Here is a 15,095-nt window from a genome sequence, read left to right as displayed (position 1 = left end):
TCACGTCGTGTACTCCGCGTTGATCGTGATGTACCCGTGGGTCAGGTCGCAGGTGAGGAAGGTCGCCTCGGCGTCGCCGAGCCCGAGGTCGATGGTCACCTGGACCTCGTCGGCGGCCATCACCGCCTCGGCCGCCGCCCGGTCGAACGGCGCGGCCATCCCGCCGGTGCAGACGGTGACGTCGCCGACGGCGATGTCGACAGAGCCGGGGTCGATCAGGACCGGCGAGGCGCCGACCGCGGCGATGATGCGGCCCCAGTTGGGGTCGCCGCCGGCGACGGCGGTCTTCACCAGGTCGTCGGTGCCGACCTGCCGGGCGACGGCGAGGGCGTCGTCCTCGGCCAGCGCCCCGCGGACGGTGATGCGGACGAGCCGCTGCGCCCCCTCCCCGTCGCGGACGACCTGGGTGGCGAGGTCGCCGAGCACGGCGGTGATCCCCGCCTCGACCGCGTCGGCGTCCGGTGGGGTGACGGCGGTGCCGCTCGCGAGCAGCACGATCGTGTCGTTGGTCGACATGACCCCGTCGACGCTGATCCGGTTGAAGGTCCGGTCCGTCGCCCGCCGGAGGATCGCCGCCGCCTCCTCCCCCTCGAGCGGCGCGTCGGTGGTGACCACGCACAGCATCGTCGCCATCGTGGGGGCGATCATCCCCGAGCCCTTGCACATCCCGCCGACCGTGGCCGAGCCGCCCTCGGCGTCGGTGACGTGGACCGCCGCCTCCTTCGCCACGAGGTCGGTGGTCATGATCGCCTCGGCGGCGTCCGCACCGCCCTCGGGGGCGGCCGCGGCGACGACCTTGGGGATGCCGGCGAGGTAGGCGGGACGGTCGATCGGGACGCCGATGACGCCGGTGGAGCAGATCAGGACCTCATGGGCGTCACAGCCCAGGTGGTGGGCGACGAGGTCGCAGGCCTCCCGGGCGGTCGCGAGCCCCTCGAGGCCGGTGCAGGCGTTGGCGGACCCGGCGTTCAGCAGCACCGCGCGCGCCCGGCCGCCGCTCGCGGCGAGGTGCTCGGCGGTCACGACCACGGGCGCCGCCTTCACCTGGTTGGTGGTCAGGACCGCGGCGGCCGTGACCGGGGTGTCGGTGGCCACGATCGCGAGGTCAGGCCGGCCGCTGGCCTTGAGGCCGGCGGTGACCCCCGCGGCGGTGAACCCCCACGGGGCGGTGACGCCGTCGTCGAGCGGGGCGATCTCGAAGGGGATGGCCATCTAGGGGTACACCGCCATCGTCGGCAGGCCGGCGGTCTCGGGCAGGCCGAGGGCGACGTTGGCGGCCTGCAGCGCCTGTCCGGCGGCGCCCTTGGCGAGGTTGTCGATCGCGCAGCTGGCCGTGACGCGGCCGGTCCGCGGATCGACGGCGACGTTCACGTGGGCGGTGTTGGCCCCGATCGTGTGCGTCGACTGCGGCCAGGTGCCGTGCGGCAGCAGGGTGACGAACGGCTCGGCGGCGTAGCGGTCGGCGTAGGCGGCGCGGACGTCGGCGGCGTCGTCGACCAGGGTGGCGTTCAGGGTGACGACCATGCCGCGGACCTGCGGCACGAGGTGCGGGGTGAAGCTGACGGTGGCCGACGCGCCGGTCAGTCGGCTCCACTGCGCCTCGATCTCGGGCGTGTGGCGGTGCGTCGGCGCCCCGTACGCGCCGGTGTTGCCGAGCGCGTGGCTGACGTGGAGGTCGTCCCGGAGCCCCTTCCCGGCGCCGCTGGTGCCCGACATGCCGACGATCGTGACGCTGTCCGCGTCGACCAGCCCGGCGAGGGGGGCGAGGGCGAGCAGCGCCGCGGTCGGGTAGCACCCCGGCCCGGCGACCAGCCCGGCGCCGACCAGGTCGGCGCGGAAGAGCTCAGGGAGGCCGTAGGGGGCCGGGCTGTCGTCGCGGGCGGTGTGGTCGAGGCCGTACCAGGCCTCGAAGGTGTCGGGGTCCAGCCGGAACGCCCCGGACAGGTCGACGACCGTCGCACCCGCTGCCCTGAGCGGCGGGGCGAGGTCGAGGGACACCGCGTGGGGGGTGGCCAGGAACACCAGCTCGCACCCGGCCAGGGCCTCGGGGGTGGAGGGGACGAGGGTCCCGCTGAGCCCAAGGTGTGGGAACACGTCGGCCAGGTCCTGCCCGGCTGCGGACCCCGCCGCGACGGTCCTGACCGAGAGGGTGGGGTGGCTGGCGAGCAGCCGGAGCAGCTCCGCCCCCCCGTACCCGGATCCCCCTACGATGCCGACGTCCATGCGAGGCAGTCTGCCGGGTCGTGCATGCATATGCAAATGCTATGCGTGGCCAGGTGGGCGGCGCGCCCCCACGTCGGGCTGGGCCTCCGGCCGGGCTCAGGAGGTCGGGATGCCGACCACCGTCGCGCGGCTGTCGTCAGCGCGGACCACGTCGACGATCACCCGGTCGGCGGTGACGGCGGTCCACCGCAGCTCGGTGGCATCGGGATCGATCTCCTCGAGGCCGATCACGTCCCAGGCCACGCCGTCGGGGCTGAACAGCACCGAGGTGTCGACCGCGGGATCGGCGCCCTCGCGCTCCACCGCGTAGGTGGCGAGGGCGACGCCGAGGGGTCCGATCCCGACCGAGCCGACCCCGAGCTGGCGGCCAGGTGCCACCTCGACGAGGTCGGCGACCGACGTCGACGTCCAGGTGACCCCGCCGTCGTGGCTCGCCAGCACGGTCGCGTTCGTCTCCGCCTCGGTCCAGGTGTGGCCCACCGCGACCACGGCGTCGCCGACGGTCTGGACGACCTCGACGTAGCTGAGGTCCGCGACCGGGTCGGGGTCCACGCTCCAGGCGACGCCGTCCGTCGACCGGGCGACGCGGACCGGGGACGTCGGACCCTCGGTCGGTCCGACCTGCACCAGCGCGACGATCCCGTCCGCCGTGGCGGCCATCCCGCGGACGCTCCCCTCGACGGGGATGTCGGCTGCGGTCCACCCCTCGTCACCGTTGGCGGTGAGCACCCGGCGGGTGACGAGGTCGGCGGGACCGGTCAGGCCGACCTCGGACCAGGGGATGGTGCGGACGACCTCCTCGGTCGCCTCGACGGGCACGTCGACGGCGGGCGCCGGCGCAGCCGATGGCGCGGGCGTGGCGTCGGCCGCGGGGACGCCGGCCGGTTCGGGCGCGGCCTCGCGGCGGTCGACGGGGATCCGCCGGACCTCGAGGCCCGCGTCGGTGGCGTCGACGTAGGCGATGTCCTCATCGGCCGGGTCGACCAGACCGTCGGCCTCGACGAACCACTGCGTGGACACCGCGGCGACGGTGGTCTCGCCGGCGCGGACCACGTCGAGCTGGTGGCCACCGGAGGACAGCTGGATCCCCTCGGCGACGTCCGGGCGGATGTCCGCCTCGGCCGGGAGCGGCTCGGTCTGCCAGGTCGTGCCGCCATCGACGGACGAGGCGAGCACGACCCCCCCGGGGGCGGTGGACAGGCCGTAGAGCAGGCCGTCGCCGCCGACCTCGAAGGTGGCGAGCGGCGGGGCGCCGTCGGCGTCGACCTGCTCCCAGGTGGTGCCGTCGGTCGACCGGTAGATGGCCTGGGCGGGCGGTTCGGGCCCGTCCCAGGTGGTGCCGGGAGCGGTGGACAGCGCGTAGAGGACCCCGTCGGCGTCCTGGACGATCGTCGGCGCGCTGGTCAGGGAGTGCGGGCCGTCGGTCCACGTCAGGTCGACGTCCGCGGCCTGCGGGGCGCCCGCGCCGGCGGCGAGCTGGACCTCGGGGTCCCGGGTGACCCAGGTGGTCGCGGCGAGGCCGCCGGCCACGACGGCCAGCGCCGCGATGCCGGCGGTGACGCGCTGCTGGCGTCGGGCTCGGTGGTGGGCGGTCTCACGAGCCGCGTCGGCGCCGGGGACGTCGAGGTGGACGCCGGCGGCGGTGCGCTGCAGGGCGCTGCGGACCCGTGCGGCGGTCTCGGGGTGGTCGGGGAGGTCGGTGCGGGTCATCGGGGGTCCTCCAGGGATCGTTCGAGGGTCGCGAGGGCGCGGTGGAGCCGGCTCTTGACGGTGCCGGGCTTGAGGTCGAGGGCGGCGGCGGTGTCCTCGACGGACCAGTCGAGGAGCAGGCGGCACACGACGACGGCGCGGAGCTTGACGTCGAGGCGGCGGAGTGCGGCCATGACGGAGGGGTCGGCGATCTCGGCGTCCTCGACGGGGATCGCCGGAGGCGTGCCGAACGACAGGCGGCGGATCAGCTTGCGGCGCAGCGACAGCGCCCAGTTGAGGCCGACGCGGTAGGCCCAGCCGCCGGGGTTGTCGTAGCCGCTGACGGTGTCCCAGCGCTGGTAGGCCCGGACCATCGCCTCGTCGGCGGCCTCGACGCCGAGGTCGGCGTCGGCGAGGGTGAGCACGAGGGCGCGGGCGACGCCGTCGTAGGCGTCGGCGTAGAAGGTGGTGAAGTCGCGGACCGCGGTGCCCGCCTCGCGGACGGCGGCACGGCCGGGGTCGTGGGGGTGGGCCGCCAGGGCGTGGACCGGCAGGCGCAACCCGGTGGCGGGGGTCGGTGGGGCGTTGGTCATCACCCCGTGCACGCACGAGCCACCCGCGGGGTTCCGTCGATCTCGGGACGGCTCGTCCACGGCGGTCATGACCCGTCCGCTGCGTCGAGGTCCAGGGCGAGCAGCGCGCGGAGGGCTGCGATCCCGTCGGCGTCGGGGTCGATGGCCGCGGCGGCGTCCGCAGCGCGGGAGGCCTGGTCGTGCTCGCCGGCGTAGGCGAGGACCGTGCCCAGCCGGACGTGGGCTGCGGGATCGGTCGGGTCGGCCGCCACCTCGGTCCGGGCGGTGGTCACGGCGGCGGTCAGGTCGCCCGGCAGGCCGGATCGCCGGGCCCGCTCGAGGAGGAGGTCGGCGCGCTCTGCGCGCAGGGCGGGGTCGCGAGGGCTCAACTCCAGACCGGCGTCGATGCGATCGAGGGCGGCGTCCACGTCGACGATCCGGCCCCCGCGTGCCGCGATCCGCGCTGCGGCGAAGCGCAGGCGGATGTCGTCGGGCCGCAGTCGGACCGCGGCGTCGGCCACCGCGAGCGCCCGCCCGGTCGTGGGCGGGACCGCGAGGTCGGCTGCCCTCGCCATCCGGTGGTCGGCGACGACGCCGAGGGTGCCCGCGGCGACCACGGCGACCAGAAGCGCCAGGGCGGGCAGCCGGAGGGCCGCGGCGCGCAGACCGACCGTCGGCGGGGTCTCGTGGCCGGTCAGGTCGCGGGCGGTCAGGTCGCGGGCGGTCAGGAGCCCGACGAGGACCCAGTGGACCGGATCCACCTCGGCCAGCGGGAAGAGCGCCTGCTGCTGGACGACGTACGCCACGACGGCGACGGCGATACCCGCCGTCCGGGTGTCGAGGTCGGACCGGGCGCGCCAGGCGAGGCGCAGGGCCAGCGCGGTCAGGACCAGGTGGGCGGCGCCGGCGGGGAGCCCCCCGGCGACGGTGACGTCCAGCAGGCCGTTGTGGGCGCGGTCGGTGATGACGTCGCGGCCGTAGGTGGCCGCGTAGCCCACGTCGACGGCGGCGGGGAAGGCGATGCGGTACCCCTCGGGCCCCACGCCGGTCCAGGGGTGGTCCGCGACGACGCGTGCGGCCACGGCCCACTCCGCGAGGCGGCCCCCCGCCGTCCCGCCGTCCTCGAGGTCGAACGCCGCGACGACCCTCGCCCCGATGGGCGTCAGGAGCACGACCGCGCCCGCCACGACCCCGACCGCGACCGCGACGAGAGGGCGGGATCGCACGCGGTCGGCTGCCGGCCGGGCGACCAGCGCGCTCGCCACGAGCAGCCCGATCCAGGCGCCGCGGGTCTGGGTGGCCAGCGTCGTGATCACCAGCCCGACGGTGACGACGGCAGCGCCACCCCTCCACGGAGGTGGGTCGTCACGGGCCAGGGCAACCCCGACCGCGACGGGCAGGAGGAGGGTGCACATCGCCGCGAGGTGCGCCGGCTGGCCGTAGGTGCCGCCGATCCTGCCGGTGACCCCGTCATCGGGGAGCCAGCCGAGGGCGTCGGCACCGGCCCCGAGGACGAGCAGCCCGCCGGCGACGACCAGTCCCCGCAGGACGGTGCGGCGGTGCGGCCACAGCGTCGTGCCAACCACCCAGGCCGCGGCCAGGCCCAACCAGGCGAGCCAGCCCATCCGGCGGTCGGGGGTCCCGATCCACGCGTGGAGGGGGTCCAGGCCGGTCGCCGCGGAGACACCCAGCGCGGCCAGCAGCACCAGCCAGGCCGTGGCCATGCCGCGCGGCAGGTGGAGGGTCCCCCGGGTCAGGGCGACGGCGGTCAGCAACGCCGTGGTCGTGCTGGCCCAGCGGAGCGGCCCGTGCGGCACGAACCCCCACGGGTCCACGGCCACGACGCTCAGCACCGCGAGCGCGACGACCGCGAGCGCGACCGGTCGCCCGGCGTCCGCGGAGACCGGCGCGAGCCCCGTGCGCTCCTCGACGAGTGTGGCCACCTGCGGGTACACGCTACGACTCGACCGGAGGTTCCCCGACCGCGGATGGATTCGACATCTCTGGGGGGTGGGGTCGGGCCACCGTGGATGGATTCGACACCGTCGTGCCTCCACCCCTCGCAGAGATGAGGTCCCACGTGGCTTGAGTGACCCGGAGGGGGTGGAGGGGTGGGTGTGCCCGCGTCTCGGTGTCGAATCCATCCCGTGGAGGTCGGCCACGGTGTCGAATCCATCCCCGTGGCGGGCCGCCCTCTACGCTCCGGCGCAGATGGCCGACGGTCCGCACCGCTCTCCCGTCGACCGGCTGGTCGGGCCGGTCCGCGACGCGATCCTCGACCAGATCGACCCCGACGACATCCTCGCCCGGGTCGACCCGAACGCGGTGCTCGACCGCGTCGACCCCAACGCCCTGCTCGACCGGGTGGATCCGGACGCGCTGCTGGACCGCGTCGATCCCGACCGGCTGCTTGAGCGGGTCGACGTCAACCGGCTGCTCGACCGGGTCGATGTGGACCGGCTGCTGGACCGCGTCGACGTCGACCGGCTCATGGACCGGGTCGATGTGGACCGGGTGGTCCGACGGGTGGACGTGGACCGGATCGTCGCGGCCTCGACCGGCGGGATGCTGGCGCGGCTGGTCGACATCGCCCGCCGCCAGGTCGTCGGCCTGGACACGATCCTGGTCCGCACCGTCCTCCGGCTCCGCGGGATCGACCTGACCACGATCCCGGACGGCCCGCCGGCCCTGGTCGAGGACGGTGGCGAGCGCGGCCGCTACGAGGTGACCGGCCGCTACGCCGGGCCGGTCAGCCGGCTGCTCGCGAACGGCGCGGACGTGGCCGCCGCGTTCGGGCTGTTCACCGCGCTGTCCGCGGGCGCGGGCTACCTGGCCTCGCTGCTGCTCGGGATCGAGTTCGACCCGCAGGGCGTGTCGGGCAGCTGGGGCACCGCGGCGCTCGTGGTGGTCCTGTTCGCCTACAGCTGGCTGTCGGTGGCCGTGGCGGGGCGCACGCCGGCGATGGCCGTCCTCGGGTTGCGGGTGGTCTCGCGGCAGGGGCGTCCCCTGTCCACGACGCGCGCGGCGATCCGGACCCTGGTCCTGCCCCTCAGCGCGCTGGCGTTCGGGCTCGGGTTCCTCGGCCTGCTCCTCAGCCGCGAGCGGCTGGGCTGGCACGACCTCGCCGCCGGCTCCACGGTCGTCTACGACTGGGGCGACCGGCCGGCGAGCCTGCCCACCCCGCTGGGCGACTGGCTGGAGCGCCATGCCCACGACGACACACCGGCCCATGACACATCGGCCCACGACACCCCGGCCCACGACCCACCGGGAGACGAGCCGGGCGTCTGACCCTCCGCTGCGCGTCCCCCTCCCCTGGCTATCGTCCCGCGCATGCGGTCACGCGTCGACATCGTCTCCGAGCGGCTGGTGCAGGCCCTGGCACGGGCCCCCGAGGCGCACAGCCCGCTGGCGGACGCCCAGCCGATCACCGGATCGCTCACCGCCGCCGGGGCGCGCGACCTGCTGGCCGACATGCTCACCTCGCGGTCCCTCGACGTGGCGGCGCGGCGGCTGAAGGCGACCGGGCACTCCTACTACACGATCTCCTCGGCGGGCCACGAGGTGAACGCGGTGGTCGGTGCGCTGACCCGGCCGACCGACCCGGCGTTCCTGCACTACCGCTCCGGCGGGTTCGTCATGGCCCGCAGCCGCCAGGTCCCCGGCACCGACGCGGTCGGCGACACCGTCCGGTCCTTCACCGCCGCCGCCGACGACCCGATCGCCCAGGGCCGCCACAAGGTCTGGGGCTCGGTGCCGCTGTGGATCCCGCCGCAGACCTCCACGATCGCGAGCCACCTGCCCAAAGCGGTCGGCACCGCCGTCGCGATCGAACGGGCCCGGCGGCTCGGGTACGTCCTCGACGTCCCCGAGGACGCCATCGTCGTGTGCAGCTTCGGGGACGCCTCCGCCAACCACGCCTCGGCGCTGGCCGGCATCAACGCCGCACGGTACGCCCAACGGCGCGGGGCCCGCGCGCCGGTGCTGTTCGTCTGCGAGGACAACGGGCTCGGCATCAGCGTCGACACCCCCCGCCGGTGGATCGCCAGCACCTTCGGCGACCTGCCGCACCTGCGCTACGTCCACGCCCGCGGAGAGGTCGACGAGGTGTGGGCCACCGTCGAGGACGCCGTCGCCTGGTGCCGGCGGTCGCGCGCCCCGGTGTTCCTCCACCTCGACACCGTCCGCCTGTGGGGCCACGCCGGCTCCGACGTCGAGTCGACCTACCGCACGGCCGAGGCGATCCGCGCCGACGAGGACCGCGACCCCCTCGCCCAGGCCGGCCGGCGCCTGGTCGCCCTCGGCGCCCTCAGCGCCGTCGACGCGGCGATGCTCGTCGCCGAGGTCGACGAGCACGTCCAGTCGACCGCGGACCGGTTGGCGGGCGGGGCCACCCTCACCGACCGCGCGACGGTGGTGGCGCCGCTCGCACCGCACTCACCGGACGAGGTGGCCGTGGACGCACGTGGCGCCCTCGACCCGGCGGCCCGTGCGGCCGTGTGGGAGGGGGCGCTGCCCGAGGACGCGAACGCCCCGCCCCGGCGCACCATGGCGGCGCACATCAACGCGGCCCTGCACGACGAGCTTGCCCGCCGACCCGAGGCGCTGGTCTTCGGCGAGGACGTCGGGCGCAAGGGCGGCGTCTACCACGTGACCGCGGGGCTCCAGGCCCGGTTCGGGCTGGACCGGGTCTTCGACACGCTCCTCGACGAGACCACCATCCTGGGCATGGCCCAGGGCGCCGGCCTGCTCGGGTTCCTCCCGATCCCCGAGATCCAGTACCTCGCCTACGTCCACAACGCCCTCGACCAGGTCCGTGGCGAGGCGGCGTCGCTGTCGTTCTTCTCCGCCGGCCAGTTCACCAACCCGATGGTGATCCGCATCGCCGGCCTGGCCTACCAGAAGGGGTTCGGCGGCCACTTCCACAACGACAACGCGATCGGCGCGCTGCGGGACATCCCGGGCCTCGCGATCGCCTGCCCGTCGCGCGGCGACGATGCCGCCCGGATGTTGCGGACCGCCGTGGCGATGGCGGCCGTCGACGGTCGGGTCGTGGCGTTCCTCGAGCCGATCGCGCTGTACCACGAGAAGGACCTGCACGCCGAGGGGGACGGCCGCTGGCTCTTCGGCTACCCGCCCCCGGGCGCCGATCCGCTGCTGCCCGGCGAGGTCGGGGTCTACCCGGCGGCGGAGGGCGCGGAGCCCGCGCTCACGATCGCGACGTACGGCAACGGGGTCCGGATGTCGCTGCAGGCGGCCCGGCGTCTGGCTGCCCTGGACGTCCACACCGAGGTCGTCGACCTGCGCTGGCTGAACCCGCTGCCCGTCGAGGCGGTGGCAGAGCGGGCGGCCGCGACCGGACGGGTGCTGGTGGTGGACGAGTGCCGCGCGACCGGCGGGGGCATCGCCGATGCGCTGGTCGCCGGGCTGGTGGAGGGCGGGGCGGACGCCGTGATCCGGACGGTCCGCGCCGCCGACTCCTACGTGCCCCTCGGTCCGGCGGCCGACACGGTCCTGGTCGGCGTCGACGAGATCGTGACCGCCGGGATCACCGTCAGCCGCCGCCGGGGGTAGGTCGGGATCGGCTGCGGGTCAGGCCGCGAACGGCATCGGCGAGTCGGCGGCGAACAGCAGCAGGTGGACGGCCATGGCGACCTGCGCGGTCCAGTCCATCTCGCCGGTGGCGGCGACCGCGCCGGCCACCTCGGCCCGGCGGCCGTCGTCAGGGGTGATCTCGAGGACCTCGCACGCGGCGTCGACCGGGGAGACGTCCTCGTCCAGGTGCTGCCAGGCCGCGCTCAGGGCCAGCTGGCTCGCGAGGTGGACGGTGTCGATCGTGGTGGTCATGTGGAGGTTCTTGCCCGCCGCACCACCCCGCCAACCATGACCCGAGGTGTCCGGTCGACCGTGGGACCTCACGTCCGGCCCCCCTCCCCACGCCGTTGCACGGATCGACCACGAACCCGCTGCGGAGAGCGGTCCGGCGTGGTCGATCCGTGCGGTCCCGTCACCGTCGGCGCGGGTTCTGGGATCTCGGGCGCGCGCAGTGCGGACGAGCGGTGGTCGATCCGTGCACCGCGAGCCCTCCGGCCGGTTGGCCGGCGCGGGTGGCGGTTAGGCTCCGGCCATGGGATCTGTGATCGGTGTGGACCTGGGCGGCACCAAGATCTTGGTGGCCGCCGTCGACGAGACCGGCAGCGCGACCGAGCACATCAAGCACGCGACACCGACGGAGGGGCCGGAGGCGGTCGTCGAGCTGATCGTCGAGTCGGTCCTCGAGCTCGACCCGGAGCCGGCGGCGATCGGCCTCGGCGTGCCCGGTCCGGTGATCGACGGGATCGTGCTGGAGGCCCCGAACCTGGTCGGGTGGGGGCGTGACGTCCCGTTGGCGGACATGATCTCCCCCCGGATCGGCGGGGCCCCGGTCGTGGTGGGCAACGACGCGAACCTCGGCACGCTCGGCGAGGCCCGCCACGGTGCGGGGCAGGGCAGCACGGACGTGCTGGGCTGCTGGCTCGGCACGGGCGTCGGCGGTGGGCTGGTCCTCGACGGGCGCATGCACCAGGGCGTGCACGGCGTGGCCGGCGAGCTCGGGCACGTGCCGGTCGCCAAGGCCAACCCCCGGCGCTGCGCCTGCGGGCGGTGGGGCTGCCTGGAGGCCTACGCCGGCCGTGCGGGCATGGAGTCCGCGATCGACCGGTTCCGCGCCGAGGGCCGGTTGACCCGGATCCCGGAGATCATGGCGGAGAAGGGCAAGGACCGCATCACGTCGAGCGTCTGGAAGGCCGCCTGGAAGGACCGTGACGAGGTCGCGGTCGTCATCATCGAGGAGGCCGTCGCCGCCCTCAGCGTGGCCCTCGGCGGGGCGCTCAACATCCTCGACGTCGACACCGTGGTCTTCGGCGGCGGGCTGACCGAGAAGTTCGGGCAGGACCACGTCGACTGGATCGCCGAGGCGACCAGGCCACGGCTCATGGCGCCCGACGTCGAGCGTCGCTGGGTCGTGGCGACCCTGGGCGACGACGCCGGCGTAGTCGGCGCGGCCGAGCTGGCCCGCTCAGTGACCCTGGCGGTCTGAGCAACCCTGGCCGTCTGAGAACCTGGCCGTCTGAGCACGCGGGAGCCGTGGCCCCTCAACCCTCGAAGGGCGGCAGGCCCATCCGGGCGCGGACCTGCGGGCGGCGCAGGGGCGGCACGGTCTGCGGCGGTTGCCGTCGGTCGGGCAGGTCGGCCAGCAGGGCGCTGGTGACCTCGGCGACCTGCGCGACGGCGGCCTCGTAGCCGGGCGACACCACGGCGTTCGGCGACCGGATGCCGGTCACCTTGCGGATGTACTGGCGGGCGGCTGCGGTGATCTCGTCCTCGGTCGCCGGGGGCTCGAGGCCCCGCAGCTCGGTGATGTTGCGGCACATGTGCCCAGTCTCCTCCATCACGCCGGGGGACGGCACGCGGGGGGACGGAACGCCGGCGGGTCGGCAGACGTCGGACCGCACATGACCTCCCCCCGCCCCCTGCTGACCGTCCTGATCGCCTCCCTCGCACTGGTGCTCGTCGCCTGCGGCCCCCAGGAGGGCACGGGCGTCGGCGCGGCCCCCCCGCCGGCCACCGAACCCGCGCCGACAAGCGACCCGCCGACCACCCCGGATCCGGACGCACCCGTCTCCTCGGCCCCGGACGCCACGATCTGCGCGCCCGACTCGACCGAGTGCTCGGACACCGCCCCGGACCCCTCCGCGGCCCCGTGCCCCCCGGAGGGGTGCACCGGCGAGGGGCCGGCGGTCACCTACGAACCCGTCGAGATCGTCCCGACCGCCCAGGGGGAGCCGCGCGAGATCCCGTGGGAGTCAGCGGACGTCTCGGCGGACGGCACCGAGGTCACGCTGCGCTGGTGGTCCGGCGTCGCGCCCTGCACCGTGCTCGCCGACGTCCGGGTCGTCGAGACCGACACCACGGTCACGATCACGCTCGTCCAGGCGAGCGAGCACCCGCCGGAGGCCGACGTCTACTGCACCGAGCAGGCGATCGCCACGCAGCACACCATCACCCTCGACGCTCCCCTCGGGGACCGCGAGCTGGTCGACGGGGCCGCCTGACCCCTCCCCCGCCCGGCCCGCGTCAGCTGCGCGCCGGGCCGCCCCGCATCTCCCCGCCCAGCCGCTCGATCGCGGTCGCGATCCGCTCGATCGCGGCGGCCTCCTCCGCGTCGGTGAGCTGGGTCTCCGGGTCGTCGAGGACGAGGCTGAAGGCGAGGGACTTCTTCCCCTCCCCCAGCTGCTCGCCGGCGAAGACGTCGAACAGCTCGATCGCCGTGAGGCGGTCCCCCGCCGCCTCGGCGACGGCCGTGCGCAGTGTCGCGTGGTCGAGGTCGGCGTCGACCAGGGCCGCGACGTCGAAGCGCAGGCTGGGGAGGGACGAGGGGACCGTCGCCGTCGGCAGGGCCGCCCCGCCCGCGACGATGACGTCGAGGCGGAGCTCAGCGGCCACGGTGCGGCGCGGCACCTCGAAGGCGTCGCACACCCGCGGGTGGAGCTCACCGACCACGCCCACGGGCGTCCCCCCGAACGAGACCCGCGCCGCGCGGCCCGGGTGGAACGGCATCTCGGTGGTCCGCTCGACCGACAGGGCGTCCGCGCCGACGGTGTGGCGGATCACCTCGACCGCGCCGAGGACGTCGGCGACGTCGACCTGCCGGGCGGACCGGTCGTGGCGTCGCACCTCGAACGCGCCGCAGGCCACGAGGGCCAGGTGATCCGGCTCGGCGGGCAGCGAGACACCCTCGGTGCCGCTGTCGGCCGCGGGGTGGTCGGCGCTGGGGGGCACGAACACGTGGCCGGTCTCGAACAGCGCCACGTCACCCTGCTGGCGGTTGACGTTCCGGCGGACGGTGGCGAGGAGGCCGGGGAGGAGGGTGGTGCGCAGCACCGACTCCTCCTTGCTGAGGGGGTTGACCAGCTTCACGGTCCGCCGGCGCGGGTCGTCGGGCGAGAGGCCGAGCGCGGCCAGGTCCTCGTCGGCGATGAAGGGGTACAGCAGCGCCTCGGTCCAGCCGGCGCCCGCGAGCGCCCGCCGGATCGCGAGGGCCGCGAGGTCCTCCGGCGACCGGCGCCCTGCGCGGCCCGTCGACGGCACGGTCGGGGTGATCTTGTCGTAGCCGTGCAGCCGGGCGACCTCCTCGGCCAGGTCCGCCTCGATGGTGAGGTCGGGGCGGTACGGCGGCGGCGTCACGGTCCGCTCGGGTCCCTCGCCCTTCACGGTGCACCCGATGCGGCGGAGCAGGTCCGCCTGCGCGTCGGCGTCGACGTCGATGCCGAGCAGCGAGCGGATGCGCTCGCTGCGCAGGGCGATCTTGGGCCGCTGGTCGCGGATGACGTGGTGGTCGTGGCCGCCCACGACGGTGCCGCCGGCCCACTCGACGATCAGGTCGTTGACCCGGGACGCGCCGGCGGGCAGCCACTGGGCGGAAACGGTCCGCTCGAAGCGGGACCGCGCCTCGGTGAACAGCTGGTGGCGGCGGCCGGTCCGCAGCACCTTGACCGGGTCCCAGGCGGCGACCTCGACGTAGAGGTCGGTGGTGAGCGCGTTGATCTCGGTCGCCTCGCCACCCATGATCCCTGCCAGGCCGATGGGTCCGGACGCGTCGGCGATGACGACGTCCTCGCCGTCCAGGGTGCGCGCCACCCCGTCGAGGGTGGTGAGGGTCTCGCCCGGCTCGGCCGGCCGCACGACCAGGTCGCCGGTCAGCAGCGACGTGTCGTAGGCGTGGACCGGGTACCCCGTCTCGAGCATCGCGTAGTTGGTGGCGTCGACGACGTTCGAGATCGGGCGCATCCCGGCCAGCGCCAGCCGCTTCTGCACCAGCGCGGGCGACGGCCGGACCGACACGCCCGCGATGCCGCGGCCGTCCCAGCGCCGGCAGCCCGACCCCTCGTCGATGGTCACGCCGATGCCCGGGTCGCCGTCGGGGTTGCCAGCCAGCTCGGGGATGCGCAGCTCGGCGCCGGTGAGCGCCGACAGGTCGCGGGCGAGCCCCCACAACGACGCGCCGTACCCGCGGTCCGGGGTGAGCTCGATGTCGAGGACGGCCTCGTCGAGGTCCAGCCAGCCGGTCAGGTCCGCGCCGACGGGCGCGTCGGGGCCGAGCAGCCAGATGCCGGTGTGGTCGTCGCCGACGCCGAGCTCCCGGGCGCTCGCCAGCATCCCGTTCGAGGTGACCCCCATCAGCTGCTTGCGGCCGATCTCGAACCCGCCCGGCAGGACCGCCCCGGGCAGTGCGGCGGGGACCCGGTCGCCGACGGTGAAGTTGCGCGCGCCGCAGACGATCTCCCAGACCTGCTCGCCGTCGTCGGCCTGGACCAGCGACAGCTTGTCCGAGCCGGGCACGTCGCCGACCTCGACGACCTCGACGACCCGGACGCCGCGGGTGCCGGCCGTGGGCCGGTGGACGGCGTCGACCTCGAGCCCGCCCAGGGTGAGGGTGTCGGCCAGCCGCTCGGGCGACTGGTCGAGGTCGACGTACTCGTACAGCCACGAGATGGGGACGCGCATCGCGGTGCTCCTCGGATCGGTGGAGGGGTCCGAGCCCGGCCGGGCCGCGGCGTGGCAGGCGCGCGG

The 15,095-nt window shown here is 75.2% G+C and carries 12 protein-coding genes; 4 read left to right on the top strand and 8 right to left on the bottom strand.

The features are described 5' to 3' along the window. From argJ to ACEQ2X_RS02950, 5 genes are all read right to left on the bottom strand, one after another. Window positions 1-1,212, bottom strand: coding sequence for a bifunctional glutamate N-acetyltransferase/amino-acid acetyltransferase ArgJ (gene argJ / locus ACEQ2X_RS02970; RefSeq protein ID WP_370324277.1), 1,212 nt, complete (start codon window positions 1,210-1,212; stop codon window positions 1-3). Then, the gene (argC, locus tag ACEQ2X_RS02965) at window positions 1,213-2,223 is read right to left on the bottom strand and encodes an N-acetyl-gamma-glutamyl-phosphate reductase (RefSeq protein ID WP_370324276.1); all 1,011 of its coding nucleotides are present in this window, start codon (window positions 2,221-2,223) and stop codon (window positions 1,213-1,215) included. It lies immediately after the preceding gene. Between the two features lie 96 nt (window positions 2,224-2,319). After that, window positions 2,320-3,933 (bottom strand): hypothetical protein, encoded by a 1,614-nt coding sequence (locus ACEQ2X_RS02960; protein ID WP_370324275.1) that lies wholly within the window; start codon window positions 3,931-3,933, stop codon window positions 2,320-2,322. After that, window positions 3,930-4,505 (bottom strand): sigma factor-like helix-turn-helix DNA-binding protein, encoded by a 576-nt coding sequence (locus ACEQ2X_RS02955; protein ID WP_370324274.1) that lies wholly within the window; start codon window positions 4,503-4,505, stop codon window positions 3,930-3,932. The genes ACEQ2X_RS02960 and ACEQ2X_RS02955 overlap by 4 nt, the downstream gene beginning before the upstream one ends. Window positions 4,506-4,570: 65 nt before the next feature. Then, on the bottom strand, window positions 4,571-6,427 hold the full coding sequence (locus ACEQ2X_RS02950) for an O-antigen ligase family protein (protein ID WP_370324273.1): 1,857 nt from the start codon (window positions 6,425-6,427) through the stop codon (window positions 4,571-4,573). 268 nt (window positions 6,428-6,695) lie between these two features. On the opposite strand from ACEQ2X_RS02950, the gene ACEQ2X_RS02945 reads away from it, so the two are divergent. Together ACEQ2X_RS02945 and ACEQ2X_RS02940 are read left to right on the top strand one after the other, a co-directional pair. Then, window positions 6,696-7,775: an RDD family protein gene (locus ACEQ2X_RS02945; RefSeq protein ID WP_370324272.1), complete on the top strand. Its 1,080-nt coding sequence runs from the start codon at window positions 6,696-6,698 to the stop codon at window positions 7,773-7,775. Window positions 7,776-7,817: 42 nt separating this feature from the next. After that, window positions 7,818-10,058, top strand: coding sequence for a thiamine pyrophosphate-dependent enzyme (locus ACEQ2X_RS02940; RefSeq protein ID WP_370324271.1), 2,241 nt, complete (start codon window positions 7,818-7,820; stop codon window positions 10,056-10,058). An 18-nt stretch (window positions 10,059-10,076) separates the two neighbouring features. Here ACEQ2X_RS02940 and ACEQ2X_RS02935 read toward each other — a convergent pair whose 3' ends face one another. Beyond that, window positions 10,077-10,331 (bottom strand): hypothetical protein, encoded by a 255-nt coding sequence (locus ACEQ2X_RS02935; RefSeq protein ID WP_370324270.1) that lies wholly within the window; start codon window positions 10,329-10,331, stop codon window positions 10,077-10,079. A 280-nt stretch (window positions 10,332-10,611) separates the two neighbouring features. On the opposite strand from ACEQ2X_RS02935, the gene ACEQ2X_RS02930 reads away from it, so the two are divergent. Next, a complete protein-coding gene (locus ACEQ2X_RS02930) occupies window positions 10,612-11,562 on the top strand; it encodes an ROK family protein (RefSeq protein WP_370324269.1) in 951 nt (316 codons plus the stop codon). A gap of 55 nt (window positions 11,563-11,617) precedes the next feature. On the opposite strand, the gene ACEQ2X_RS02925 is transcribed toward ACEQ2X_RS02930, so the two are convergent. Continuing rightward, a complete protein-coding gene (locus ACEQ2X_RS02925) occupies window positions 11,618-11,896 on the bottom strand; it encodes a DUF2277 domain-containing protein (RefSeq protein WP_370324268.1) in 279 nt (92 codons plus the stop codon). Window positions 11,897-11,977: 81 nt separating this feature from the next. Here ACEQ2X_RS02925 and ACEQ2X_RS02920 point away from each other — a divergent pair, with 81 nt between their 5' ends. Beyond that, on the top strand, window positions 11,978-12,577 hold the full coding sequence (locus ACEQ2X_RS02920) for a hypothetical protein (protein WP_370324267.1): 600 nt from the start codon (window positions 11,978-11,980) through the stop codon (window positions 12,575-12,577). 22 nt (window positions 12,578-12,599) lie between these two features. On the opposite strand, the gene pheT is transcribed toward ACEQ2X_RS02920, so the two are convergent. Next, window positions 12,600-15,029 (bottom strand): phenylalanine--tRNA ligase subunit beta, encoded by a 2,430-nt coding sequence (gene pheT / locus ACEQ2X_RS02915; RefSeq protein WP_370324266.1) that lies wholly within the window; start codon window positions 15,027-15,029, stop codon window positions 12,600-12,602. Window positions 15,030-15,095: the final 66 nt, after the last annotated feature.

The organism is Euzebya sp. (assembly GCF_964222135.1).
GTDB lineage: Bacteria > Actinomycetota > Nitriliruptoria > Euzebyales > Euzebyaceae > Euzebya.
Note: the sequence above shows the minus strand (reverse complement) of the source record. Positions and strands in the feature narration are given on the sequence as shown.

Bases quoted from the DNA above. Each gene is read 5' to 3' on its own strand.
- ACEQ2X_RS02925 (WP_370324268.1), bottom strand. From the start codon at position 11,896: ATGTGCCGCAACATCACCGAGCTGCGGGGCCTCGAGCCCCCGGCGACC.
- ACEQ2X_RS02935 (WP_370324270.1), bottom strand. From the start codon at position 10,331: ATGACCACCACGATCGACACCGTCCACCTCGCGAGCCAGCTGGCCCTG.
- pheT (WP_370324266.1), bottom strand. From the start codon at position 15,029: ATGCGCGTCCCCATCTCGTGGCTGTACGAGTACGTCGACCTCGACCAG.
- argJ (WP_370324277.1), bottom strand. From the start codon at position 1,212: ATGGCCATCCCCTTCGAGATCGCCCCGCTCGACGACGGCGTCACCGCC.
- ACEQ2X_RS02945 (WP_370324272.1), top strand. From the start codon at position 6,696: ATGGCCGACGGTCCGCACCGCTCTCCCGTCGACCGGCTGGTCGGGCCG.
- ACEQ2X_RS02955 (WP_370324274.1), bottom strand. From the start codon at position 4,505: ATGACCAACGCCCCACCGACCCCCGCCACCGGGTTGCGCCTGCCGGTC.
- ACEQ2X_RS02960 (WP_370324275.1), bottom strand. From the start codon at position 3,933: ATGACCCGCACCGACCTCCCCGACCACCCCGAGACCGCCGCACGGGTC.
- ACEQ2X_RS02940 (WP_370324271.1), top strand. From the start codon at position 7,818: ATGCGGTCACGCGTCGACATCGTCTCCGAGCGGCTGGTGCAGGCCCTG.
- ACEQ2X_RS02920 (WP_370324267.1), top strand. From the start codon at position 11,978: ATGACCTCCCCCCGCCCCCTGCTGACCGTCCTGATCGCCTCCCTCGCA.
- ACEQ2X_RS02930 (WP_370324269.1), top strand. From the start codon at position 10,612: ATGGGATCTGTGATCGGTGTGGACCTGGGCGGCACCAAGATCTTGGTG.
- argC (WP_370324276.1), bottom strand. From the start codon at position 2,223: ATGGACGTCGGCATCGTAGGGGGATCCGGGTACGGGGGGGCGGAGCTG.